This is a genomic window from Bacillus sp. SIMBA_005 (assembly GCF_046535585.1).
Taxonomy (GTDB): Bacteria; Bacillota; Bacilli; order Bacillales; family Bacillaceae; genus Bacillus; species Bacillus pumilus.
The window spans coordinates 146,754-170,516 of record NZ_JAWRWI010000002.1; the positions used below are offsets into that span (position 1 = coordinate 146,754).

A 23,763-nucleotide genomic window follows, 5' to 3' on the forward strand; every position below is an offset into this window, starting at 1 on the left:
TTACCGCTTACATATTATCTAATCAACTGATGTACAGCGCCATGTATAAGCCGATGAACATTCTATTCATCGGCCTGTTTTGTTTACGAAACCTGCTTTCCAGCCTCGCCAAACACTGATTTTTCAAGAAGCTCTGCGACATCAAATGTACCTACCTGCTCCTCTACTTCCTTCGCCTTCGTCCCATCTCCCAGCATCGTTAAGCAATAAGGACATCCTGAGCTGATGATGGACGGCTGCACCTGTAACGCCTGCTCCGTTCGGGCAGTGTTAATTCTGGTACCTGTCTCTTCTTCCATCCACATTAAGCCCCCGCCTGCACCGCAGCACATGCCAGTTTCACGATGACGTTCCATTTCTTTCAGCATCACACCAGGGATGGCTTTTAAAATGTCTCTCGGCGGATCATATACTTCGTTATATCTGCCTAGGTAGCAAGAGTCGTGGAAGGTGATGATCTCGTTCACTTCATGTACAGGCGTTAGTTTCCCTTCTTTCACTAGCTCTGCCAGTAATTCTGTATGATGATACACTTCTGCCTCAAGTCCGAAGTCTGGATACTCATTTTTAAACAAATTGTAGGCGTGCGGATCAATCGTGACGATCTTTGTGACATCGTTTTTCTGGAATTCTTCAATGTTTTTTGCAGCAAGCTCTTGGAATAAAAATTCGTTTCCAAGCCTTCTTGGTGTATCACCAGAGTTTTTCTCCTTATTGCCTAGGATGGCAAAGGAGACTCCTGCTTCGTTGAGAAGCTTTGCAAAGGCAAGCGCAATTTTTTGACTTCGATTGTCATATGCCCCCATTGAACCAACCCAGAATAAATATTCGAAGGTTTGGTCTGCTTTTTTCAGCTCTTTTACTGTCGGCACGTGCACATCTTCTCTCAGTTCACGCCAATTTTCTCTTTCTTTCCGGTTCAATCCCCACGGGTTCCCTTGGCGCTCTATACTTGTCATGGCACGCTGTGCATCTGCATCCATTTTCCCTTCAGTCAGTACAAGATATCTGCGCATATCAATAATTTTGTCGACGTGTTCATTCATGACAGGGCATTGGTCTTCACAGTTTCGGCACGTCGTACATGCCCAAATTTCTTCCTCTGTAATGACTTCACCAATAAGAGAAGGATGATACATCGAGCTGGCAGCTGATTCCTCTGCACCTGCTCCTCTCGCCTGAAGCGCCAGCTGATTTCCTGTTGTTTGCCTGAAGGCAAGCTGCGGAACCCAAGGCGTCTTCGATGTAATGGCGGCCCCTTTATTGGTTAAATGATCTCTTAGCCTTAAAATCAAATCCATAGGAGACAGCATTTTCCCTGTACCTGTGGCTGGGCACATATTTGTGCAGCGCCCGCATTCCACACAAGCGTAAAGGTCGATCAGCTGTGACTGACGAAAGTCTTCAATTTTCCCCACACCGAAGATCTCTTGTGTCTCATCTTCAAAATCAATTTTTTGCAGCTTGCCTGGCGGGTCTAATCTGCTGGCAAATACGTTCACTGGTCCTGCAATGAGGTGAGCATGCTTTGACTGCGGGACATACACTAAGAATGTCAGCAAAATCAGAAGATGCACCCACCATGCGACATAAAAAACGACTGTTGCCGCAAGAGGTGAAATACCGCCCAGCAAGAAAGCAATACTGGATGCGATTGGTTCAGTTGGTGATAAAGAGTGTCCATGCCAGATGATATTCATCCCGTTCCCAAGTAAAACGGTCAGCATCAAGCCGCCAATAAATAAAAGCACTAGACCTGATTTAAAGCCACGCTTTAAACGGACAAGCTTCTCCACATACCTTCTATGGAACGCCCAAACAACGGCTACTAAAATGAGAAGTGTGACCACCTCTTGGAAAAAGGTAAAGACACCATAAAGCGGACCTAAAGGGAGTCCGCTATCTGGAACGAGTCCCTTCATAATAAAATCAAGGGCTCCGAACTGTACAAGGATAAATCCGTAGAAAAACAGCACATGAATGATGCCGCTCTTCTTGTCCTTTAACAGCTTCTTTTGGCCAAATACATTGACCCAAACACGCTCTAAGCGTTTTTTCATGTCTTGTTGAAACTCTTCTTTTTTACCAAGACGAATATAAGCTGTTCGTGTTCGAATGAGATAAATAAACAAATACACAGCGTAAGCGGTCACCGCCGCAAATACAATCATGTTCATGATTAAAAGGCTATTCATCTTGCTCCCCCTTTCATTCCCCAAAACCCACTTTGTTCCGTTTCCATGTTGTACCTCTATCATAAATAATGAATGAGTGTTCAGTCAATATTTTTTACACGTTTGGGTACACTATTGAAATATGCAAAAAAGGAGGAAGCTTCATGATCGCATTGATCATCCTACTCGTACTCATTGTCATCGTTTGTCTCATATTGTTAGACCTTTATATGGGAAAGAAATATTTTTCTACCCGCGCTTTTGAACGATCTTTTGATCAAACAAGCGGTGATGCCGTCTTTTATCATGATGGCGAACCACTTTTTGATCAGCTGCTTACCGATATTCAGCACGCCTCTTCTTCTATTCATATGATGTTCTTTATTGTAAAGAACGACAAGATTGGTCAAAGGGTTTTACAAGCTTTGAAAACAAAAGCGGAACAAGGGGTTTCAGTCTTTTTACTGACCGATCGATTAGGATCCTATTCGTTTGATCAAAAGTCCATTGATATGCTGGAGAAAAGCGGCATCCAATTTTACTTTTTAAATAAGCCTCGTTTCCCTTTTTTGATTTATCGGCTAAACATGAGAAATCATCGTAAAATCACAGTGATTGATGGAAAGATTGGCTATATTGGCGGGTTTAATGTCGGTGATGAATATGTTGGGAAAAAGGGGCGGTTTGGCATTTGGAAGGATTATCATTTGCGCATGACGGGGCAAGTTGTCGCAGATCTTCAGCATGTGTTTTTGAATGATTTATACCGGACATCTGGCATTCATCAGCTGCAATATGAGGTTTTTCCTGCTTTGGAACCGGGAACACTACAATGCACAACACGTGCGACTGCTGGTTTTTCTTTAGAAGCTTTGTTCCTCAAAGATATTCAGCAGGCGAGGAAACAGATCATCATCTGTACACCTTACTTTATTCCATCTGCTCCTCTTCTGAGTGCACTGCTTGATGCACGAAATCGAGGCGTCACGGTTGAAATCATCATCCCAATGAAAGCAGATCATCCACTTGTCAAAGAGGCTGGATTTCATTATTTGAAGGACCTCATTGCCTCTGGCTGCCTTGTTTATCGTTTTTATAAAGGATTTTATCATGCAAAAGCCATTCTAATTGACCAGAGACGCTGTATGATCAGTACGGCAAATTTTGATAAACGCAGTTTGTTTCTAAACGAGGAAGTTGATGTCGCCATTGACGATGTCGACTTTACTGCACACGTAGAGGAAAAAATCCGCGAGCACATAGAAGTGTCTGAGCTTATGACAGAAGAGAAATTGGCACAGCGTCCTCTTTTGTCTCGTCCGCTGGAATGGGCTGCCGCCATGTTTTCTTATTTTTTATAAAGGAGATGACCTATGCGTTATCGATTTGGTTATGTATCCAATGCCGTCACCTTGTGGGAGGCTTCTCCTGCCAAGTCGCTGACCTTTGCAAGATACAGCAAGCTCTCAAAGGAAGAAGGAAAAGAGGCGTTATTACGAACAACAAAGGCCAATCTCGTGAATACATTAAGAACGCTTTATTTCGCCATTGCTCATGATATCCCGCTTTACCGTTTTTCGAGTTCGGTCGTCCCGCTTGCGACCCACCCCGAGGTACGCTGGGACTTTGTGACACCTTTTCAAAAGGAGTTTCTTGAAATTGGCGAGTTGGTAAAACGGCATGGGCTTCGTGTGAGCTTTCACCCAAATCAGTTCACCTTGTTTACTAGCCCTAAGCCTTCAATCACAGAAAATGCCGTGATCGATATGACGTACCATTATCAAATGCTTGAGGCGATGAAGCTCGAAAAGGAAGGCTATATGAACATTCATGTGGGCGGCGCATATGGTGATAAAGAATCAGCACTTCACCGTTTTGATGAAAATATCAAACAGCTTCCGGCGCATATCAAGGCGAGGATGACGCTTGAGAATGATGACAAAACGTATACGTCGTTAGAAACGCTTGGTGTATGTGAAAAGCACGGTATTCCCTTTGTTTTTGATTACCATCATCACGTAGCCAATAAAGATGACGATGCCGCGCTTGAAGACATCCTGCCAAGAATGTTCGACACTTGGACGAGCGCTGGCATTCCACCTAAAATTCATTTATCCTCACCGAAATCAGAAAAAGCCATACGCAGTCATGCAGATGGTGTAGATATGTCCTTTGTCTTACCGCTTTTTCATGCATTAAAACCGTATGGGCGTAATGTAGATTTTATGATTGAGGCGAAGTTAAAGGATCAGGCCCTGCTCAAACTCGTCGAAGAACTGTCTGCGATAAGAGGCAACAAGCGAACAGGCGGAGGAACCATTGAGTGGAAATCATAGAGAAAGGTTTATCTCTGTGCAAACAGGGGTAACAAAGCTATTGTGAGAAAGTAATCAACAGGAGGATATGAAGATGTCTCAGATCTATTCAATCCAAATCGCTGCGAAAGCATTGAATTTACATAAGCTTATTTCTCTTTATGATAAATGCCACCAGGCTCAACATCGTCTATATGTGTATTCTAAAAAAACAATGTGTAACATCAAGAACATCGTAGAGCTTGAAACCTTCAGGCTCACTCATTTAGAATCTGACTACTTAATTGTCGTAGAGGGAAAAAAAGCACAAGACCTCTTGCAGCCATTTGAAAAAGAGAAGGTTTCTTAAAAAAGAGCAGCTGCTGGCTGCTCTTTTTGTTAGATCCACTCTTTCGTCAACCACACTTGTTTTGAAGCTGCATCCATTTTCACTTGTGCACCGATCGGCATCGTGAGCATCGGATGTGTATGGGCACAGTCAAAATCTGCGATAAGCGGTCTCTTTGTCTCTCCAAGCACTTCAAGTAAAATCTCGTAAGGTTCTTTGCCCGTTCCCTCATCATCAAACAGCTCATGTTTCCCCAATAGAATTCCTGATACCCGCTCAAACACTCCATTTACTTTCAATAAAGAGAAGTTTTTTTCTACAACTGAAGCGGTTTTCATGCAATCTTCAATGAGGAGAATATCTCCTGTTTGGATTGCAGGCATGAATTCACTGCCCCATATGCCGTACATTGCATTCAGGTTCCCGCCAATTAACCTGCCTTCTGCCTGTCCTTCTATGACGCACAGCCAATCATTCGGACGCTGCTTTTTATCACGCGTCTTTTCTTCCCAATTGATTCGTTCATCCGTCCAAAAAGGTGGTTTTTTGATCTGATAAGGAATGGGTTGAGGCTGCATCAGGATGTCTTCGAACGACTGATATGTATAAGCAACGAACGGTTCAAACTCGCCAAAGGATGGGACAAGCGCCGGTCCGTAGAATACAGGCAGTCCTGTTTTTTCGTAAGCGGCTAAAAGAATTGCTGTTGCATCTGAATAACCGATCATGATTTTCGGATGTTGATTCAGCAGCTTAAAATCGAGATAAGGCAGCAAACTATTTGAATTTGTCCCGCCAATCATTGACATGACGCACGCCAAGTCTTCTCGTGCCATTAGCTCATTCAACTCATTGGCTCGTTCTTGAATTGTACCTGAACGGTAGTGATCCTCTTTCCCTGTTAATGATCCTGGTACCACAATGAATCCTTTTTGCTCAAGCCACTTCTTTGCCCGCTCATACCTAAGTGGCGAGGTCACTGATGCAGGACTTGAAGGTGAAAAAATACCGATTTTATCGCCCTTTTGTAATCGCCGAAGCCCCTTCATTCCATCAGATCCTTCCTACACGAGTTTTTTCTATCCTAACAAAAAAAGCCCTTGATCAAAAGGGCTTTCTCTTTAATGACCAAACTGCGCTTCGTGCAGTCTGCTGTATACGCCGCCCATGTGAATTAAATCTTGGTGGCGGCCTTGTTCTTCAATGCCTTCCTCTGTCACGACAATGATACGGTCGGCGTGTTTAATTGTTGCAAGACGGTGGGCGATGACGAGTGTTGTCCTGCCGACTGCCAGTTCACTCAGCGCATCCTGTATGGCTTTTTCTGTTTCTGTATCCAGTGCTGATGTGGCTTCATCTAGGATGAGTATAGAAGGGTTTTTCAGGAACATTCGTGCAATTGACAAGCGCTGCTTTTGACCGCCTGACAGTTTGACGCCGCGCTCACCTATCACCGTATTCAATCCTTCTGGGAAACGCTGGACAAGTTCCTCTAAATGCGCACGCCTGACAGCCTCCCAAACCTCTGCATCGCTGGCTTCTAGGTTGCCGTACGCAATGTTTTCACGAATGGTGCCTGAGAATAAAAAGACATCCTGCTGCACAATACCGATCTGCTGTCTTAAAGAAGACAATGTCATAGACTTTGTGCTTACACCGTCTATCGTGATCTCCCCTTCATCCACATCATAAAAACGAGGCAGCAGACTGCAAATCGTCGATTTCCCCGCTCCTGAAGGCCCGACAAACGCAACCGTTTCTCCTTGTTTGATCTTCAAATCGATATTCTTTAACACATGACTGTGTTCATCGTAGCCAAATGTTACGTTTCGATATTCAATCTCACCTTTCAATCCGTAAACATCACGTGCTTCCTCTGTATCCTTCACATCCGGCTCTGTTTCTAGCAAATCCACATAGCTTTTAAAGCCTGCAATGCCTTTTGGATACATTTCAATGACCGTGTTGATTTTATCAATTGGTCTAAATAAAACATTCGTAATCAGAACAAATGCGATAAAGCCACCTGCCGTTAATTGGCCTTGCAGGACAAACCATGTACCTGCGAGAAGAACAAACAGTGTCACAAGACGTGTCAGAATATAGCTGATCGATCCATTGACCGACATAATTTTATAGGAAAGAAGCTTCGCTTTCCGAAAACGGTTGTTGTTTTCAGCAAAACGCTTTTTCTCAAAATGTTCATTGGCAAAGGCTTGAACAAGACGTATGCCGCCGATATTGTTTTCAACCCTTGCATGAAAATCTCCAATGTCATTGTTGAGCTGTGTAATCGCCTTCGTCATCTTCTTATTAAAATGGAGGGCGAGCCAAATGATGACAGGCATGATGAGGAAGGTTAAAATAGCCAGCTGCCAGTTAATCATCAGCATGACTGCAAAAGCACCAAGAATCGTCATAATCGCTATAAACAAATCTTCAGGACCATGATGCGCCACCTCTCCAATGTACATGAGGTCGTTTGTCATCCGTGACATGAGCTTACCCGTTTTGTTGTTGTCAAAAAACTTAAAGGATAGGCGCTGAAAGTGATCAAACAGCTTTTTCCTCATATCTGTTTCAATATTGATGCCAAGCATGTGCCCCCAATATGACACAATAAATTGCATCACCGAGCTGAGGGCATAAATGACAAACAGCGCAAGTGCTGTCCAGACAATGACCGTCCAGTTCCCTGTTGGCAACAAAGTATCAATGAAGTAGTTCACGATAAGCGGAAATCCCAGTTCCATCAATCCAACGGCAACAGCACAAAAGAAATCTAAAAAGAACAGACCTCGATAAGGCCTGTAATAGGCGAAAAAGCGTTTTAGCATATGTAAAAGAACCTCATTTCCTCTATAATTGATAATCATTTTCAATTATAGAGGAATCCTCTTCAAAATACTAGATGAGGAAATGATTTCTTCGACTGGAAAGCCTCATAGCACGCCAGAAAATAACCGAGCAAATGATTCCTTTAAGCGCTCTTTTAAGCCTCTTTTATAAAAATGAACAGGCCCCATTTGCTCACATTCTTTCATATCCTCTTCATAATGGGTCATCAGCTGCTCAATGGGCTTTTTCGCGGCCGTAAAGACATTGACCTCAAAATTGAGCTGAAAACTTCTCATATCCACATTTGCGGTACCGACAGAGGCAAGTTCTCCATCTGCGATCATCACTTTTTGATGCATGAAGCCTTTTTGATAGTGATACACTTTGATGCCCTCTTTTAGGAGTTCAGAAAAATACGATCGTGTGGCGTATTGTGTGAGAAAGCCATCATTGATCTCCGGAACCATCACCCGGACATCCACCCCTCTTGTCGCAGCAATTTTCAATGCCGTACGAATGGATTCATTTGGGACAAAATAAGGTGTCGCAATCCAGACAAATTGTTTCGCATTTGAGATGAGTGCATCATATAAATCACTCATACTTTCTTTCATATCAGGTCCAGTTGGTACAACCTGAATGACATCCTCTCCCGTCACAGGATGCGGCGTATGATATTTCGGATCATCAATTAATACTTCATCTGATACATACTCCCAGTCAAGCATAAAAACAGAGTGAAGGGTTTGGACAGCCTCACCCTTTAACATCGTATGCGTATCACGCCAAAAACCGATATTTTCATCACGTCCGACATATTCTTTTCCGACATTTAACCCTCCGACAAATCCAGTTTGCCCATCAATGATCACAATTTTTCGGTGATTACGGAAATTGAATTTTTGATTAAAGAAACCATATTTTAAAGGCAGAAAAGGAGCAACCTTGACACCCGCCTGCTTCAAGCGTTTAATATCTTTCCGAGAAAAGCGAATGCTGCCAGCCGCATCATAGATGAAGCGAACCTCTACCCCTTCTTTCACTTTTTCTATCAGAATCTCCATCATCCGGTGCCCGAGAAAATCTGATTTGAACATGTAGTATTCTATATGGATGAACGATTTTGCCTTTTTTAATTCTTCAAAAATACGAGGAAACGTCTCCTCCCCATTTTTTAAAATGTCCATGTCACTATTTGTGTTCACATGCATGCCTGTTGCTTTTTCTGTGTAATGAAAAAAAGTCCGCTGATTTTCGGTTAGACTTGATTCATCCGGCTTGCTCTCAAGCTCTGATATTCTGCGTAGTTTTTCACGGTTGTACATTCTCTTTGATTTGAATAAATGACCTTTCACATAGAGCTGTCCCGAGAACAAATAAAACATATAGCCAATGATCGGGAAAAAGATCAGCACATACATCCATAAAAGTGTGTGCTGTGATGTACGGTTCTCTAGCATGAGTGAGATGATACTAAATAAAATAATGGCGATATAAACTGCTGCGTACAGCTGAACACTCCACGCTGGCACCGGCCACCAATACACCACATATGCCCCGAATATCATAAAATATAAAAATAAAAATTCCAGTCTCCTCTTTTTCACATTCTCCGCCCTCATTCGTTTCTGTCTTTTCTCTTCCATACCCTTTGCACAGCTTGTATGAAACGCACGACCTATGCCTCATCTTCTAGCTTTTACAGACTTGGACCATTTGATCCGATATAATGGATAAATATGTGATGGAAAGGAAGATTTGTTTATGCATACACCCTCTAATTTAAAAAAAGGCAGCCATCTTCGTGTCATTGCTCCAAGCCGAAGTGCCAGCATTTTATCAGAAGAAGGAATCGCTCAAGCAAAAAAGCGTTTAGAGATGTTAGGTTTCACTGTTTCCTTTGGACAGCACGCATTTGAATGTGATCTTCATTCCTCTTCATCTATTGAACACCGCTTGTCTGATTTGCATAAGGCGTTCACAGATGAAGAAGTCGACGGTATTTTGACTGCCATTGGAGGCTTCAATTGCAATGAACTTTTGCCTTACATTGATTACGACTTGATTCGTCAGCATCCTAAAGTTCTTTGCGGCTACAGTGATATTACCGCACTCGCAAGTGCTATTACTGCCAAATGTGAGATGGTGACATACTCTGGACCCCATTTCTCCAGCTTTCAAATGGACCAGGGACAAGAGGAGCAGACCGCTATGTTTCAAGCCTGCTTGATGAATGGCAGTGAGTGTTTTGATGTGACCCCTTCGACAAAGTGGAGTGATGATGCGTGGTATCTTGATCAAGCGAACAGACAGTTTCATCCGACGAAATGGGGAATATATCAGGAAGGAACAGCCGAAGGCACCTTGTATGGAGGGAACCTTTGTACACTGAACTTACTGCAAGGGACAACGTTTATGCCTCGCATCAAGGATGCCATTTTATTTGTGGAGGATGATGACTTGGTCTTTCCTGAAATGTTCGCCAGAGACCTTGCCTCGCTTTTGCAGCATGCCGAATCAATTAAAGGGTTGATCATCGGACGCTTTCAGAAGAAATCCAAGATGACAGAGGAACATTTAAAGTTCATTTTAGATAAACACCCAATGCTCAAACACATTCCCGTGATCTACGATGTCGATATCGGACATACGCAGCCCGTCTTCACCTTACCGATTGGCGGAAGCGTTCAGTTAGCATGTGAAAATGGAGACGTGAAGCTGCGCATTCATTCATAACTAAAAAAGCAAAAAAGCACCCGAATATGTGGTGCTTTTTTCTATGCCACCATCTTTTTTAAAATTTTCTTAGAAAAAGTGATCCAACCCTCCATCCCCTTCGTTAAGTAGATGTAAAAAGAAAAGAGAGGAGGCAAAAATATGTTCTCTGATGTACTTAGCCAATTATTCGATTCTATCTCTAACATGATTAATACACTTGGATAATCCCATTAACGCACACATACTACATGCTTGCCGAAGGGAGGATACAATCTATGTTTTCTGATGTACTTAGCCAATTATTTGATTCTATTTCTAACATTATTAATACGCTTGGGTAATGTTCAACTTCTCCGCTGTCCTTAGAAGATAGCGGGTTTTTTTATATCAAAAAGCCCCACTCCTATAGTAGAGCGGGGCTTTTTTGTATTACATCTTTTCCGGTGCCGATACACCGATTAGTTTTAATGCATTCGCCAGCGTAATTTGTGTTGCTTTCATGAGTGAAAGACGTGCTGTTGTTTTTGTTTCGTTTTCTACGTCAATGACCTTCTCGGCATTGTAGAAGCTGTGAAGGGCTGATGCAAGGTCATAAATATAGTTCGTCACGCGGTGTGGAATACGCTTTTCAGCTGCTTCTGCTACAACTTCTGGGAAGCTGCCAATGATTTTGAGAAGATCGTATTCTTTTTCCGATTGAATGTGAGAGAAATCGGATTTTTCAAGGTTTGGCTCGTAGCCTTTTTCTTCACCTTGACGCAGCATGCTGCAAATTCTCGCATGGGCATATTGTGCGTAGTACACAGGGTTTTCGTTAGACGTAGAAATCGCTAAATCTAAGTCAAAGTCCATATGTGTCGCCGCACTTCTCATCGCGAAGAAATAACGAGTGGCATCTAGGCCTACTTCTTCAATCAGATCACGCATGGTGACGGCTTTTCCTGTACGCTTACTCATTTTCATCTTTTCACCGTTTTTGTATAGGTGAACGAGCTGAATGATTTCTACTTCAAGCTTGCCAGCAGGATATCCAAGTGCTTGGATCGCCGCCTTCATTCGAGGGATATAGCCATGATGGTCCGCTCCCCATATGTTAATGAGCTGATCAAAGCCTCTGTCTAATTTGTCTTTATGATATGCGATATCTGGAAGCAGGTAAGTGAAGCTGCCGTCTTTTTTAATGAGCACACGGTCCTTGTCATCGCCAAAATCAGTTGAACGCAGCCACGTTGCGCCATCTTCTTCAAAGACATAGCCTTTAGCGCGAAGTGTTTCCAACGCTGGTTCGATTTTTCCGTTTTCATATAAAGAGGTTTCTGAATACCATACATCAAATGGGACACGGAAATTCTCAAGGTCTACGCGTAATTTCTCTAATTCGTATTTTAAGCCGTATTCACGGAAGAACTTCATACGCTCTTCTTCTGGCTCATGCACGAAACGGTCACCAAATTCATCTGCCAGCTTTTGTCCGATGCCTTTGATGTCTTCTCCTCTATAGCCGTCTTCAGGCATCTCTTTTTCAAGACCGAGCGCCTCAAAGTAACGTACCTCTACAGATAAAGCGAGGTTATTGATCTGATTCCCAGCATCATTGATATAGTATTCACGACTCACCTCGAACCCTGCTTTATCCAGGATGTTGCAAAGAGAATCACCTACAGCTGCTCCGCGGGCATGCCCAAGGTGAAGGTCACCTGTAGGGTTGGCTGAGACGAATTCAACTTGCACCTTTTGACCGCCGCCTGTATTCGTTTCACCATATGCCTCTTTTGCTTCAAGGACTGCTGGGATCAGCTTTGTTAAATACTGATTGTTCATATAAAAGTTAATGAATCCTGGACCTGCGATATCCAGTTTTTCAATAGATGCTTTCCCTTTATCAAACGCTTTGACAATGTCCTCTGCGATTTGACGAGGTGCTTTTTTTGCAATGCGGGCAAGCTGCATCGCCATGTTCGTGGAGTAATCACCGTGAGTTTTGTCTTTCGGCACTTCTAAAAGGACATCTGGTACCTGGCTTTCATCAGCAAGTCCTGCTTTGACGACTGCCGCGATAATTTCTTCTTTTAACGCATCTTTGACCTGTTCTGCGATATTCATGAACGTAAATCCTCCTTATATGAAATCGATAATGTATGTAAATGCTTTTGGTCTTCCCCTGTCAGCATATCGTACGTAATGTGCAGCAGTCCCTTGTCCACATCGAGATCAATGCCATGTGTGTGTACATCAAGCTGTAGTGTACCGAATGGCATCGTGTAATGTGTAATGGTCGTTTCTCCGATGAGAAAGCGCTGCTTCATTTGAATGGCCCCTGATCTCATGACAAAAATTTCTTTTTCACTCATTTTCACAACGGTTTTTACTTGACCCATTTCATGTTCTTCATGGTAAGTGAGATACGTTTTGTCATTCTTTTCTTGATACGTTCCAGTCGTGCGGAATTCGATCGTTTCTGCCGGCTCCGTCTCTGGTTTCATCACTGACTTTACATGAATTGAAATTTGGTTTTGTGTCATTTTGCACTTCCTTTGCTAAGACCCGTTTAACTAAAATAGTATACCATATTCATGATCGCCTATCATACCATCATTTCTCTTCTTCACGGTGATTAAACTTCGTTTTCGATCTTACGCCATCCCTTTAGAAAAAAAGAAACAGGAAACTCACTAATACCACCAATCCAGCCTTTACGCCCATGTCTTTTCTTTTGATGAAATAAAAAAGAGCTTGTACGCCTGAACTTGTCAAAAATGCCTGAAAAAAATCAAATGGCACGATCTGCGACTGCTTAAATACCACCTGCATGAATAACGCAATGGCTGTCAGATAGAAAAAGCCTCGATCCTGAAACAGCCCCAACATCTCTTCCTTTGCTTCCTTTTTCGAAGCAAAAACAGGCGGCTCAGCTGCGAGCTCTCGTTTCAGTGTGAGAAAGCCTGCCCCTAACACACATAAAGCGAGAAGCACCATCAATATTGACGAAAACATGAGCTGCCTCCTTTATTTTTTGACCAATGTAAAAAAAGAGCTTGTCCATATGAGATGACAAGCTCCTCTATCAAGTTATTATTTCACAAACCCAAGCAGCATTTCGCGTAAAAGCTTGCTCGCTGTATTTGCTGTTTGGTCGGAATGATCGTATACAGGTGCTACCTCTACAAGGTCTGCACCAACTACTTGAACCTCAGATCCTGCAATGGCATGAATGGAAGCAAGCAGCTCTTTTGATGTAATACCGCCAGCATCCACCGTGCCTGTACCAGGTGCATGAGCTGGGTCGAGTACATCAATGTCGATCGTCACATAAACTGGACGCCCCTTCAGCTTTGGCAATACTTGCTTCAACGGCTCCAGCACTTCAAATTTAGAAATATGCATGCCCGCTTCTTTTGCCCATTCAAATTCTTCCTTCATCCCAGAACGAATCCCAAAAGAGAACACATTTTCAGGTCCAATGAGTCCTGCTACTTTACGAATCGGTGTTGAATGAGACAGCGGCTCACCCTCGTATTCCTCACGAAGATCCGTATGTGCGTCCATATGGATAATCGCCAAATCAGGATATTTCTTATGCATCGCGCGGAAAACAGGCCAAGACACAAGATGCTCGCCTCCCATTCCTAATGGAAACTTCCCTTTTTCTAAAATGCTGTCGACATACTCTTCAATTAAGTCTAAGCTTTTCTGTGCATTTCCAAAAGGAAGCGGTATGTCACCGGCATCAAAGAATGGTACCTCGTGCAGCTCACGATCTAAATAAGGGCTGTATTCCTCTAATCCAATCGACACTTCGCGAATACGGTTTGGGCCAAAACGTGAGCCTGGTCTATAACTGACGGTCCAATCCATCGGCATCCCGTATAAAATGACTTTTGCATCTTCCCATGTCGGATGACTTCCAATAAACACTTTTCCTGAATAAGCCTCGTCGAATCTCATGCAAGATTCCTCCTTTTACGCTTCAAAAAATGCGCAAACTGTCATTTGCGCATTTCCACTTCGCTTGATTTATTTGATTAAGTCGCTTACAAATTTCGGCAGAACGAATGCCGCTTTGTGCAATTCTTTTGTGTAATATTTCGTGTCAATATCAAAGAAATGGCTGTCTTCTACAGCAAGTGGGTCATATTTTTTTGAACCGATGGTAAATGTCCAAAGACCACTTGGATACGTTGGAATATTTGCAGTGTAAAGCTTCGTGATTGGGAAAATCTCTTTCACATCACGCTGTACATTTGTAATCAGCTCAGGTGTGAACCAAGGATTGTCCGTTTGTGCCACGAAAATACCGTCTTCTTTGAGTGCTTTTGAAATCCCTGCGTAAAAGCCTTTAGAGAACAGGTTCACAGCTGGCCCAACTGGTTCTGTTGAATCCACCATGATGACATCATACTCATTGTCAGCTTCAGCAATATGCATAAAGCCATCTCCGACTTTGACATCTACACGAGGATCGTCTAGTTTTCCAGCAATCGAAGGAAGGAATTTCTTCGAGTATTCGATGACTTTGCCATCAATATCAACAAGTGTCGCTTTTTTCACACTTGGATGCTTCAGGATTTCACGAATGACACCGCCGTCTCCTCCGCCTACGACAAGAACATTTTCCGGGTTTGGATGAGTAAAAAGAGGAACATGTGCCACCATTTCGTGGTATACAAACTCATCTTTCTCAGATGTCATCACCATACCGTCTAAAAACAGCATATTGCCAAACTCTTCTGTTTCCACCATTTCTAAATGCTGAAAATCTGTTTGTTCTGTATGAAGGGTTTTGTTCACCTTCAATGTAATACCAAAATTCTTCGTTTGCTTCTCTGTATACCAAAGTTCGCTCATTGTCCATCTTCCTCTCATCCAATAATAAACAAACATCTATTGTTAGCGCCTTTATCGGCTATGACTATATCGATTGTCCAAGAAAAAAGTATAGTGGATTCATATCAAATTGTAAAGAACCGCATGAGTTCTCTTCAATTTTCATGCATGCTCTTGCAATCATTTGTTTAAAACGGTTTTCTTTGTTCCATACTGATAAAAAACCGTCAAAATGGGGGCTTTGCATGGACACAATCATGAGTAATAAAAAAATCCGCATGACCGTGAAAACGATTCGAGCCTGTTTTTTTATTGGCTTGCTCGCTTTTCTATTTGCAGGCACTGTCTTTTTGACGATTCTTTTAATAGCCAAATGGCAAGGTGCCCCCTCTGTTCAAGTTCCCCAATCTACGACGATTTATGCAGCCGATGGTTCAAAGCTTGGAGAATCCAGCTTTGGAGAAAAGAGATATTGGGTGCCCTTAAAGGACATGTCCCCTCATATCAGACAGGCAGCTGTAGCTGTTGAGGATAAAACCTTTTATGAGCATCATGGCTTTGATGTGAAACGGATGGCGGGTGCTGCAGTGGCGGATATTCGTGCTATGGCTAAGGTACAAGGCGCCAGCACGATCACCCAGCAATATGCACGAAATCTGTATTTAGATCATGATAAAACGTGGAAGCGGAAGTGGAATGAAGCCTTTTACACGATCCGCTTAGAGCAAAACTATACAAAAGATGAGATTTTAGAAGGATACTTGAACACCATTTATTATGGTCACGGAGCTTACGGCGTGGAAGCGGCGTCCCGTCTGTATTTCGGGAAAAAAGCGAAGAATTTGACCCTCGCTGAATCTGCCTTACTTGCCGGTATCCCAAAGGGCCCTTCTCTCTACTCCCCTTATGTGAATGAAGAGAAAGCCGGCGCAAGAAAGAATATGATTTTGAGGCACATGCAAGAGGATGGCATGATTACGAAAAAGGCAGCCGCTGAAGCCGCGAAAGAAAAACTGTCCTATCGCCCTTTGCAGAAGAAGCAGCTGCAAGCAAAGCAAGCCCCGTATTTTTATGATGATGTGATTCGTGAGTTGAAACAAAGCTTGGGGTTAACTGAGGAACAGATCGAAACTTATGGTCTTCATATCCAAACGACTTTAAATCCAGAGTTACAGAAAATGGCTGAGAAGACGTTACAAAACACAATCTATTCGAAATCAGACATCCAAATCGGCTTTACGGCTATCCATCCCCAAACAGGTCATGTACTCGCCCTCATCGGAGGAAGAGATTATGAGAAAAGTCCATTCAACCGGGTCACACAAGCGAAAAGACAGCCCGGTTCAACAATGAAGCCTCTTCTCTATTACATCGCCTTGCAAAATGGATTTACACCAGCAACCGTTATGCGCAGTGAAGAAACGGTTTTTGAGCTCGATGATCAAGGAAGCGGTGCTGCTTATTCACCAAGCAATTATCATGGCTATTACGCCAATGACGGCATTACCATGCTTCAAGCCTTGGCGCTGTCTGATAATATTTATGCTGTGAAAACCCATCTTTTTTTAGGAATGGAGCAGCTCGTACGTGCTGGCAAAACATTTGGCATCAAAGAAAAACTAGATCAAGTGCCGTCACTTGCCCTAGGCACGTCCCCTGTCAAACCAATTGAAATGACCAATGCTTACGCAATGCTTGTCAATGGCGGAAAACGAGTCAAACCCACCTTTATTACAAAAGTAACGGATGCAAAAGGTAACGTGCTTTTTGAAGAAAAACAAAAACGAGAGCAAGTCTTAGATGAAAAGGCAGCCTTTGTCACCACCGACATGATGTCAGGAATGTTCAATGATCAGTTAAACGGCTATACGAGTGTTACTGGCCGCACCATTATGAAGGATCTCACGCGAACATACGGAGGGAAATCAGGAACGACAGGAGCCGACAGCTGGATGATCGGCTTCTCTCCCCAGCTCGTCACAGGTGTGTGGACGGGCTATGATAAAGGGCGTACCATTGACTCGGTCGAAGAAACAGCCTATGCAAAAAAGATATGGGCATCCTTTATGGAATCAGCCCTCTCCAAACAGCCAGCGTCCTCCTTCATGCCGCCAGACGGTGTAAAAGGTGTGTATATCAATCCAAAAACCGGCGATCTCGCGGGTCCAGGATGTGAATCAAAGGTATTCACCTATTTTATAGAAGGAACGGAGCCGACAGGTGTGTGCTACGGTGCTGAGGATAAATCTTCTGAGGAAGATCCGGTTCAAGATCAAAGGCCAAAGAAATGGTGGGAAAAGTGGCTGAAACGTTAAAAAAAGACATGAAAAACCCCGAGATTTCCATCTCGGGATTCTCCATGTCCTAGCTTTAACACCAGTTTACTCAAAAATCAGCTGGAATTGGTAGCAATTCGCCATTCTTCACAAAAATTTCACAATTATTCAGGGACAGACAATCCTTCTTTTAATTCTTCTGTAGATGCTTCCCATAGTGCTTCATTATGACTCTTCAAGAAATCAGCCAGTACCTTTTTCGATACATCATCCATATGACTGACGACGATTTTTCGCTTCATTGATTTATCCATTAAATTCACATGCTCTGGAAGCGACTTATACCCGCGGCGGATTGAACGGTCGACGGTCATTTCGCAAGCCGTCACACCCGCATAATAAGGACCTACTTCTCTGCGGTCAATGGTTACCCATACGAGCCAATACGGCTTTCCGTTCGGTACCTCTTCTTTGCTTTTCAAGAATTTAATCCCTTTTTCCACGGCACTTCTTGCATGCATTGCACCAATATCAATGACAGCTTCCTTTTCCTCTACATCAATGATCACTGGCGAAATGTTATCTAGGCTGAGTGCACCCGCACCAAAGCCTCCGTGTCCGTCAGTTGCGTCTGTTTTTTTAATGATATTAAAACCAATTGGTTTCTTCTTTTTACCTTCCATTCATTAAACCTCCTAAAGCAGCGGCTTCATAATAAGTTCAAACCATTGAATGATTTGATCCCGCATTCCGATCAATGGACCAAAAATAAATTGTCCAAGCGGAGTGATCACAAATATCAGAAAAATGATAATCCCATATTGTTCAAATTGCGTCATTTTCGCCCGGATACGGGGGCTGACGACGTCCTCAATAATACGATACCCATCCAGCGGCGGAATTGGCAATAGGTTAAATAGGAACAAAATGACGTTCAAGTTTATAAAGATTCGGAAGAAATAATCCACTCCAGGCTCAAAGCGCATGAGCGACTCCCCGCCAAATTTCTGAAGAAGCACGTACACGAAAAAGCCTAGAAACGCCAACACCAAGTTACTTAAAGGACCAGCAATCGAGACGCAGATTCCTGCTAAGCGCGGGTTTTTAAAATGGTATCGATTCACCGGCACAGGCCTCGCCCAGCCAAAACCAGCGACAAAGATCAAAATCGTCCCAAATACATCAAGATGCTTCAGTGGATTTAATGTGAGTCTCCCTTGGTTCTTAGCTGTCGGGTCTCCGAAACGATACGCAACATATGCATGCGCCAGCTCGTGCATCGTAAATGCAACAACAAGCGTAATGGCGACATATGGAATCAGTTCTAATGGATACACAAGAAATTGGTTCAAAGGCATGAATCCCTCTTTCTTTCTATACAATGATTTACTTCATTCAGTATACTATAAGAAGTCCCTTAAACTAAAGGGAAGCGTAGCATTAAAGGAAAAAGGAGGTTTTTGCATTGCCGATTGTTACCGTACAAATGCTTGAAGGAAGAACAGACGAGCAGAAACGAGCTCTTGTGGAGAAAGTCACTGATGCTGTTGTTGAAACAACAGGCGCAGGTGCAGAAAAAGTCTCTGTCATTATTGAAGAAATGAAAAAAGAACACTATGCCGTAGCAGGAAAACGCATGAGCGACCTGTAAGCATAAAAAAAGGACAAGCACATAGGTGTTTGTCCTTTTGTCTCTTATTTTATCTGTACCACGCTTTGTTACGGTTCACTTGATTTTTATGAGCCGCATCAAAGAAATCGACTGTGTAGGAATAATCATAGTTCATTAGGCAGACAATGCCGCTGCCTTGAGGGTCATGCGGTAAGCCAAAGTTATGACCATATTCATGCGTAGCCGCTTTTGCGGTGTTCGCTGTTCCTTGATCAAGGTTAACGGCGAATGCACTTCCGCTCGGTGCACTATTGTATACATAAGCGATTCCGCCTGCATCAAAGTTTGGATTTGCTGTAAATCCAGTGACAAAATCGTATCCTCTGCCATCAAAGCTGCGCTGAAGGTTGGACAGAATTTGCGATGAATTTGATCCAGAAGACGTCCAAGATCCTACTGCTTGTACGACAAAGTCCACATCATGATCACGGTTAAAGGTCACGTCCGCTTGCTCGATGATGCTGACAATTCGCGACTGCCAGTCACTATATTTCGCACGATACTGTGCATCTGCTACAGCATAGACCGTTACTTTTTGACTGCCTGTACTTGCCTTTGTTGAAATAGAATCTCCTGTATTCGCCTTAAAGGTTCTAGAGCCCACCTGCTTACCAGACTCATCTAATACCTTTGTTGTCACATCTCGTTCAATTGGAGGTGCTTTCGTCAAATCTTTAAAATCGTTTGCCTTTGGCAACCCCTCACTAATATGTGTTTCGAATGGCGCATGACCATGATCATGCCCATGACCAGCACTCGCGACTGGTGCTGAAGCTGAACTTACTCCCGGTAACAAACTACCTACCAATAAAAATGACAAAAAGACTGAACGCTTTTTCATTCCTATCCCTCCTTTGATTTTCACAAAGTTATATATTCACTGAAAATTCACCATTTTCCTTCTATTCAGTCAAAAACAGGAAATTAGATGCACGAGAAGAAAGTCGGAATATGTCATTTTCACTAATTTTCTGAATCGTTCAGTACACATTTCATTGAAAATTAGCGCTTTTGTTCCAGGTCTTACAAAATAAAAAAAGCCCTGAATACTGGGCTTTTGTGAAACTAGTTCAATTTCTTCAATTGATCAATATAAGCAAGAGCATCCTCAAATTCTTCGTCCGTATAGCGCTGCTTGCTTTTAATGGTGAAGACCTTTTCCTTTACCTCATCTTCTGGCAGATCATCAAAGTATAAAATCGTAGAGACGAGCTCTAGAAAACGTGACGACTGCTCGTTCATCTGCTGCGTCAGCACTTTGAGGTCAGGCATGTCCACTTCACACTGATCGAGAAACTCTTTCCCATTGTCCGTCAGCGAATAGCGATATTGATAGTATCCGCCTTTTTTTTCCTTCATTTCGTCCAAGAATCCAAGGTTGCACAGCTCTTCAATTCTGAGCGTCAACTCCTCTGAATAGGGGCCATAAAAGTGAAAATCGTATTTCTCGTAAAAAGGCAAATCTAGCTTTTTTGCTATGTAAATCATCTTTTGCAGCTTCTTCCGTCCAACGATTTCCCCAGATTCAGAGAATACCTTCATCAACTTTGCATGCTCTTTCAACAAATTCCCGACATCTCCTTTTTCAGTACTTCCTTATCCCAATCCAAGCAGCTTCATGATCGCCTTCTTTTCTTCAGCTTTTTCCGACATATCTACAATTAAGTCCATCGGGAAATAAAGTTTATGATCGGTTCTTCGTTTACCGGAAATGGCATCAACAATATCTGACTGTCTCGACAGCTCTTTAATATGACCACTTTGCGTCAAAAGATGGATCGGCAGTCTCTCTTCTTCCTCCCCTGGTCTGTAGAAGTCGTAGGGCAAGTCAGAAGAAGAGTCGACGACTAAATAATAGTCAGGATCAATGCCTGCCTCCTTGAACAAGGCGGTCAGCTTGAAATATTTCGTCATTTCTTCATTCGGATTAAACTCTGTATATTGGAACAATCGGCGGTTCATAAAACGGCGGCACAAATCAGCCAGCACGTGATCTTCTTCATCTTCCCACGCCTGAAAATAAAATAAGACAATGGATTCATCCAGTTTAATATAGTCCTCTGTGGTGACATTCCCCTCAAAAATCGAATAAAAATGAACAGGGGCATGTGTGAAAATATAGCCCGTTTCATGCAGCTCTTTTGCACGATGGAGAATTTTCGTTAAAATGACTTCCGCACTGCGTGTCACTGGGTGGAAATAGACTTGCCAGTACATTTGATAGCGGCTCATAATATAATCCTCGACCGCATGCATCCCGCTCTGCTTCATCACAATCTGATCTTCTCTAGGACGCATTACGCGCAAAATACGCTCCATATCAAAATGGCCATAGCTGACGCCTGTATAGTAGGCATCACGCTGCAAATAGTCCATACGGTCGGCATCAATTTGACTTGAGATCAAACTGACCACCTGTTTGTTTTGATACGTTTTGGCAATAACTTCTGCCACATGCTTCGGGAAATCATCACTCACCCGGCGAAGCACTTCATTGACTTCGGTTTGCCCTAAAATAATATCTCTTGTAAACGATTCATGATCTAAGTGGAAGACCTTTTCAAAGGAATGAGAAAATGGTCCATGTCCGAGGTCATGAAGCAAGGCCGCACTCAGGACAAGCTCGCGTTCTCCCTCATCCCATTCCGGCCGTCCTTTGAAAACATCATCTACAATCCGTCTCACAATCTCGTATACACCGAGTGAATGATTGAAACGGCTGTGTTCTGCACCATGAAACGTTAAGTAAGTGGTTCCTAGCTGTTTAATTCGGCGCAGGCGCTGAAATTCTCTTGTTCCTATTAAATCCCATATTAATGCGTCCCGTACGTGAACATAACGGTGCACAGGATCTTTAAATACCTTTTCCTCAGATAATTTCCCTTTTGGATACGCCATCGTTTCGTCCCTCTTTTTTTAAGACGTGTTTCTATTATATCGGGTAACTTTTCCCGAAAACATCCTTGAATTTGCTCGTGAATGTGTTCTCAAAGATTGCACGGACGTAAAAAGCCCGACCTGACAGGGACGGACCTCTTTTTAGGTCGACTGAACACATTCAGTGACATTTATTTGACTTTTTTTTGAACCTTTTCGAGTAACTCATCTTCTGTTGGTGCGGATAATGGGCGATTGTTCACAAACGCAAAAGCCTTTTTTCGTCCTGGACCACAATAGGATTGACAGCCGATTTCAATTTTTGCATCAGGGTCAACCGATTTGAGTCGAGGCAACAACGTCTTTAGGTTCGTCGCATCGCAATCGTCACATACGCGAAACTCATTAGCCATGGTCTTACGCTTCCTTTCAATGATGAACTTCATTTTATATAAAACAGTTGGACAACCAAGAGTCATAATATACCACCCAACATTGTACATCGAAGCGGCTGGACTTGCAAGACGCACGATAATCGCTGAGACGCGCTCATATAAAAGCTAGTATTTTCCACTATCCTTTTAGCAAACTTGTATAAACCTTCTTGAATTTGGCTAATCTAATACCATCAAATCATATGGGGGTTTAAACATGTCAAAACAAAGACAAGATGCTTGGTCAGAGGAAGATGATCTTCTTTTGGCAGAAACCGTCTTACGTCACGTGAGAGAGGGCAGCACACAGCTAAATGCGTTTGAAGAAGTAGGAGACAAGCTAAATCGCACCTCAGCGGCATGCGGTTTTAGATGGAATGCTGTTGTAAGGCATCAATATGAAAAAGCGCTAGCCCTTGCCAAAAAACAAAGAAAACAACGGATGCGTGCTCTTGGCAATGGCCAGCCTGCAAAGAAACGATTACTCTATCAGCCGCAAGTAGAAGAAACAGTCACGCAAGAGGAATTCTCACAGGAGCTGGAATCAGCGCAGGAAGAAACGTTTGCACCAGCATCTGAAACAGCCGAGCAGCTCCAGTTTGTAGACCAAAGCTACAATGAAGAGTTAGCTAGTTTATCACATTTATTGTCACAGGCTTCACATGTCGTAGAGAAAAAGCCAGAAGCCAATCCTTTTAGGCAGCAACAGGAGTTAACCATTGAAGATGTCATTCATTTCTTGCGCCGCTATGAAGGCGATGGACAGCAATCCTCTGCATTACGCATGGAAAACAGCCGGTTAAAACAAGAAAATAACGAACTTTCACATAAAGTCACGCAGCTAGAAGCAGAAGTGAAAAAGCTTGAGAAGGATCAGCTCACGATTCAAGAAGATTATGAAACACTCGTCAAAATCATGAACCGTGCAAGAAAACTAGTTTTGTTTGAAGAGGATGACACTGCCGCTCCAACCTTTAAAATGGACCGAAACGGCAACCTCGAAAAAATGGCAGAATAACAAAAAGTGCTCCCCATCTGCGGGAAGCACTTTTTTAAATGCCTAAAAATAGCATCACACTAAAAAGGACATTCATCAAAAAGACAAACATAAAAATATACCTGACTTGTCTCACCTGAAAATCACCAAATATAAAAATATAAAGACCTGCGATGCCAAGTGTCAGTACAGGCTGAAGAAACGGCACCAAAAGCGAAATGCCATAGCCGGCTCCTATGATAATAGGAAGCCATAGTAAATAGAGGTAACCGCCGTTTTTGGATTTCACCGGAATCCTCCTTTTCTATTT

At 42.9% G+C, this 23,763-nt stretch carries 23 protein-coding genes; 7 read left to right on the top strand and 16 right to left on the bottom strand.

Annotated elements, in window-relative coordinates:
- Positions 1 to 83 precede the first annotated feature (83 nt).
- The gene (locus SB660_RS03400) at positions 84 to 2,195 is read right to left on the bottom strand and encodes a (Fe-S)-binding protein (protein ID WP_410581339.1); all 2,112 of its coding nucleotides are present in this window, start codon (positions 2,193 to 2,195) and stop codon (positions 84 to 86) included.
- Between the two features lie 143 nt (positions 2,196 to 2,338).
- On the opposite strand from SB660_RS03400, the gene cls (SB660_RS03405) reads away from it, so the two are divergent.
- The 3 genes from cls (SB660_RS03405) (at position 2,339) to SB660_RS03415 (ending at position 4,838) form a co-directional block, all read left to right on the top strand.
- Positions 2,339 to 3,535 (top strand): cardiolipin synthase, encoded by a 1,197-nt coding sequence (cls, locus tag SB660_RS03405; protein ID WP_323639606.1) that lies wholly within the window; start codon positions 2,339 to 2,341, stop codon positions 3,533 to 3,535.
- Between the two features lie 12 nt (positions 3,536 to 3,547).
- Entirely contained in the window at positions 3,548 to 4,510 is a 963-nt protein-coding gene (gene uvsE / locus SB660_RS03410) for a UV DNA damage repair endonuclease UvsE (protein ID WP_410581341.1), read from the top strand.
- 73 nt (positions 4,511 to 4,583) lie between these two features.
- Positions 4,584 to 4,838 (top strand): general stress protein, encoded by a 255-nt coding sequence (locus SB660_RS03415; RefSeq protein ID WP_144461625.1) that lies wholly within the window; start codon positions 4,584 to 4,586, stop codon positions 4,836 to 4,838.
- 29 nt (positions 4,839 to 4,867) lie between these two features.
- On the opposite strand, the gene SB660_RS03420 is transcribed toward SB660_RS03415, so the two are convergent.
- The 3 genes from SB660_RS03420 to cls (SB660_RS03430) form a co-directional block, all read right to left on the bottom strand.
- Positions 4,868 to 5,866, bottom strand: coding sequence for a S66 family peptidase (locus tag SB660_RS03420; RefSeq protein WP_410581343.1), 999 nt, complete (start codon positions 5,864 to 5,866; stop codon positions 4,868 to 4,870).
- 72 nt (positions 5,867 to 5,938) lie between these two features.
- Positions 5,939 to 7,654, bottom strand: a complete 1,716-nt coding sequence (locus SB660_RS03425) for an ABC transporter ATP-binding protein (RefSeq protein WP_058013879.1) — start codon at positions 7,652 to 7,654, stop codon at positions 5,939 to 5,941.
- Between the two features lie 105 nt (positions 7,655 to 7,759).
- Positions 7,760 to 9,262, bottom strand: a complete 1,503-nt coding sequence (gene cls / locus SB660_RS03430; RefSeq protein ID WP_410581345.1) for a cardiolipin synthase — start codon at positions 9,260 to 9,262, stop codon at positions 7,760 to 7,762.
- A gap of 157 nt (positions 9,263 to 9,419) precedes the next feature.
- Here cls (SB660_RS03430) and SB660_RS03435 point away from each other — a divergent pair, with 157 nt between their 5' ends.
- The gene (locus tag SB660_RS03435; protein ID WP_410581347.1) at positions 9,420 to 10,391 is read left to right on the top strand and encodes a S66 family peptidase; all 972 of its coding nucleotides are present in this window, start codon (positions 9,420 to 9,422) and stop codon (positions 10,389 to 10,391) included.
- Positions 10,392 to 10,802: 411 nt separating this feature from the next.
- Here SB660_RS03435 and argS read toward each other — a convergent pair whose 3' ends face one another.
- From argS to speE, 5 genes are all read right to left on the bottom strand, one after another.
- A complete protein-coding gene (gene argS / locus SB660_RS03440) occupies positions 10,803 to 12,476 on the bottom strand; it encodes an arginine--tRNA ligase (protein ID WP_169055893.1) in 1,674 nt (557 codons plus the stop codon).
- Positions 12,473 to 12,895: a YwiB family protein gene (locus SB660_RS03445; protein WP_058013446.1), complete on the bottom strand. Its 423-nt coding sequence runs from the start codon at positions 12,893 to 12,895 to the stop codon at positions 12,473 to 12,475. Before SB660_RS03445 ends, argS begins: the two co-directional genes overlap by 4 nt.
- A 124-nt stretch (positions 12,896 to 13,019) precedes the next feature.
- Entirely contained in the window at positions 13,020 to 13,367 is a 348-nt protein-coding gene (locus SB660_RS03450; RefSeq protein ID WP_169055895.1) for a hypothetical protein, read from the bottom strand.
- A gap of 78 nt (positions 13,368 to 13,445) precedes the next feature.
- Positions 13,446 to 14,318, bottom strand: a complete 873-nt coding sequence (gene speB, locus SB660_RS03455; protein ID WP_003214818.1) for an agmatinase — start codon at positions 14,316 to 14,318, stop codon at positions 13,446 to 13,448.
- Between the two features lie 69 nt (positions 14,319 to 14,387).
- Positions 14,388 to 15,218, bottom strand: a complete 831-nt coding sequence (speE, locus tag SB660_RS03460) for a spermidine synthase (RefSeq protein WP_410581350.1) — start codon at positions 15,216 to 15,218, stop codon at positions 14,388 to 14,390.
- 224 nt (positions 15,219 to 15,442) lie between these two features.
- Here speE and SB660_RS03465 point away from each other — a divergent pair, with 224 nt between their 5' ends.
- Positions 15,443 to 17,512, top strand: coding sequence for a transglycosylase domain-containing protein (locus SB660_RS03465; RefSeq protein ID WP_410581352.1), 2,070 nt, complete (start codon positions 15,443 to 15,445; stop codon positions 17,510 to 17,512).
- A gap of 125 nt (positions 17,513 to 17,637) precedes the next feature.
- Here the strand turns inward: SB660_RS03465 and SB660_RS03470 are convergent, their stop codons facing one another.
- Both SB660_RS03470 and SB660_RS03475 read right to left on the bottom strand, forming a co-directional pair.
- A complete protein-coding gene (locus SB660_RS03470; RefSeq protein WP_339164294.1) occupies positions 17,638 to 18,156 on the bottom strand; it encodes a YwhD family protein in 519 nt (172 codons plus the stop codon).
- Positions 18,157 to 18,168: 12 nt separating this feature from the next.
- Positions 18,169 to 18,831 carry a site-2 protease family protein gene (locus tag SB660_RS03475; RefSeq protein WP_058013441.1) on the bottom strand — a complete coding sequence of 221 codons (663 nt, stop codon included), beginning with the start codon at positions 18,829 to 18,831 and terminating at the stop codon, positions 18,169 to 18,171.
- Positions 18,832 to 18,938: 107 nt separating this feature from the next.
- Between SB660_RS03475 and SB660_RS03480 the strand changes: the two genes are divergently transcribed.
- Positions 18,939 to 19,124 (top strand): 2-hydroxymuconate tautomerase, encoded by a 186-nt coding sequence (locus tag SB660_RS03480; protein WP_003214939.1) that lies wholly within the window; start codon positions 18,939 to 18,941, stop codon positions 19,122 to 19,124.
- Positions 19,125 to 19,173: 49 nt separating this feature from the next.
- Here SB660_RS03480 and SB660_RS03485 read toward each other — a convergent pair whose 3' ends face one another.
- From SB660_RS03485 to SB660_RS03500, 4 genes are all read right to left on the bottom strand, one after another.
- Complete coding sequence (locus tag SB660_RS03485) at positions 19,174 to 19,986, bottom strand: zinc-dependent metalloprotease (RefSeq protein ID WP_339164298.1); 813 nt, start codon at positions 19,984 to 19,986, stop codon at positions 19,174 to 19,176.
- Between the two features lie 224 nt (positions 19,987 to 20,210).
- Positions 20,211 to 20,711 (bottom strand): YwgA family protein, encoded by a 501-nt coding sequence (locus SB660_RS03490; protein WP_058013439.1) that lies wholly within the window; start codon positions 20,709 to 20,711, stop codon positions 20,211 to 20,213.
- A 30-nt stretch (positions 20,712 to 20,741) separates the two neighbouring features.
- Positions 20,742 to 22,043, bottom strand: coding sequence for an HD domain-containing protein (locus SB660_RS03495; protein ID WP_007497716.1), 1,302 nt, complete (start codon positions 22,041 to 22,043; stop codon positions 20,742 to 20,744).
- Between the two features lie 170 nt (positions 22,044 to 22,213).
- On the bottom strand, positions 22,214 to 22,435 hold the full coding sequence (locus SB660_RS03500; protein ID WP_003215259.1) for a YuzB family protein: 222 nt from the start codon (positions 22,433 to 22,435) through the stop codon (positions 22,214 to 22,216).
- A 238-nt stretch (positions 22,436 to 22,673) separates the two neighbouring features.
- Between SB660_RS03500 and SB660_RS03505 the strand changes: the two genes are divergently transcribed.
- Positions 22,674 to 23,474 (top strand): RsfA family transcriptional regulator, encoded by an 801-nt coding sequence (locus SB660_RS03505; protein ID WP_339164300.1) that lies wholly within the window; start codon positions 22,674 to 22,676, stop codon positions 23,472 to 23,474.
- 34 nt (positions 23,475 to 23,508) lie between these two features.
- Here SB660_RS03505 and SB660_RS03510 read toward each other — a convergent pair whose 3' ends face one another.
- Positions 23,509 to 23,742: a DUF5970 family protein gene (locus tag SB660_RS03510; RefSeq protein WP_410581357.1), complete on the bottom strand. Its 234-nt coding sequence runs from the start codon at positions 23,740 to 23,742 to the stop codon at positions 23,509 to 23,511.
- Positions 23,743 to 23,763: the final 21 nt, after the last annotated feature.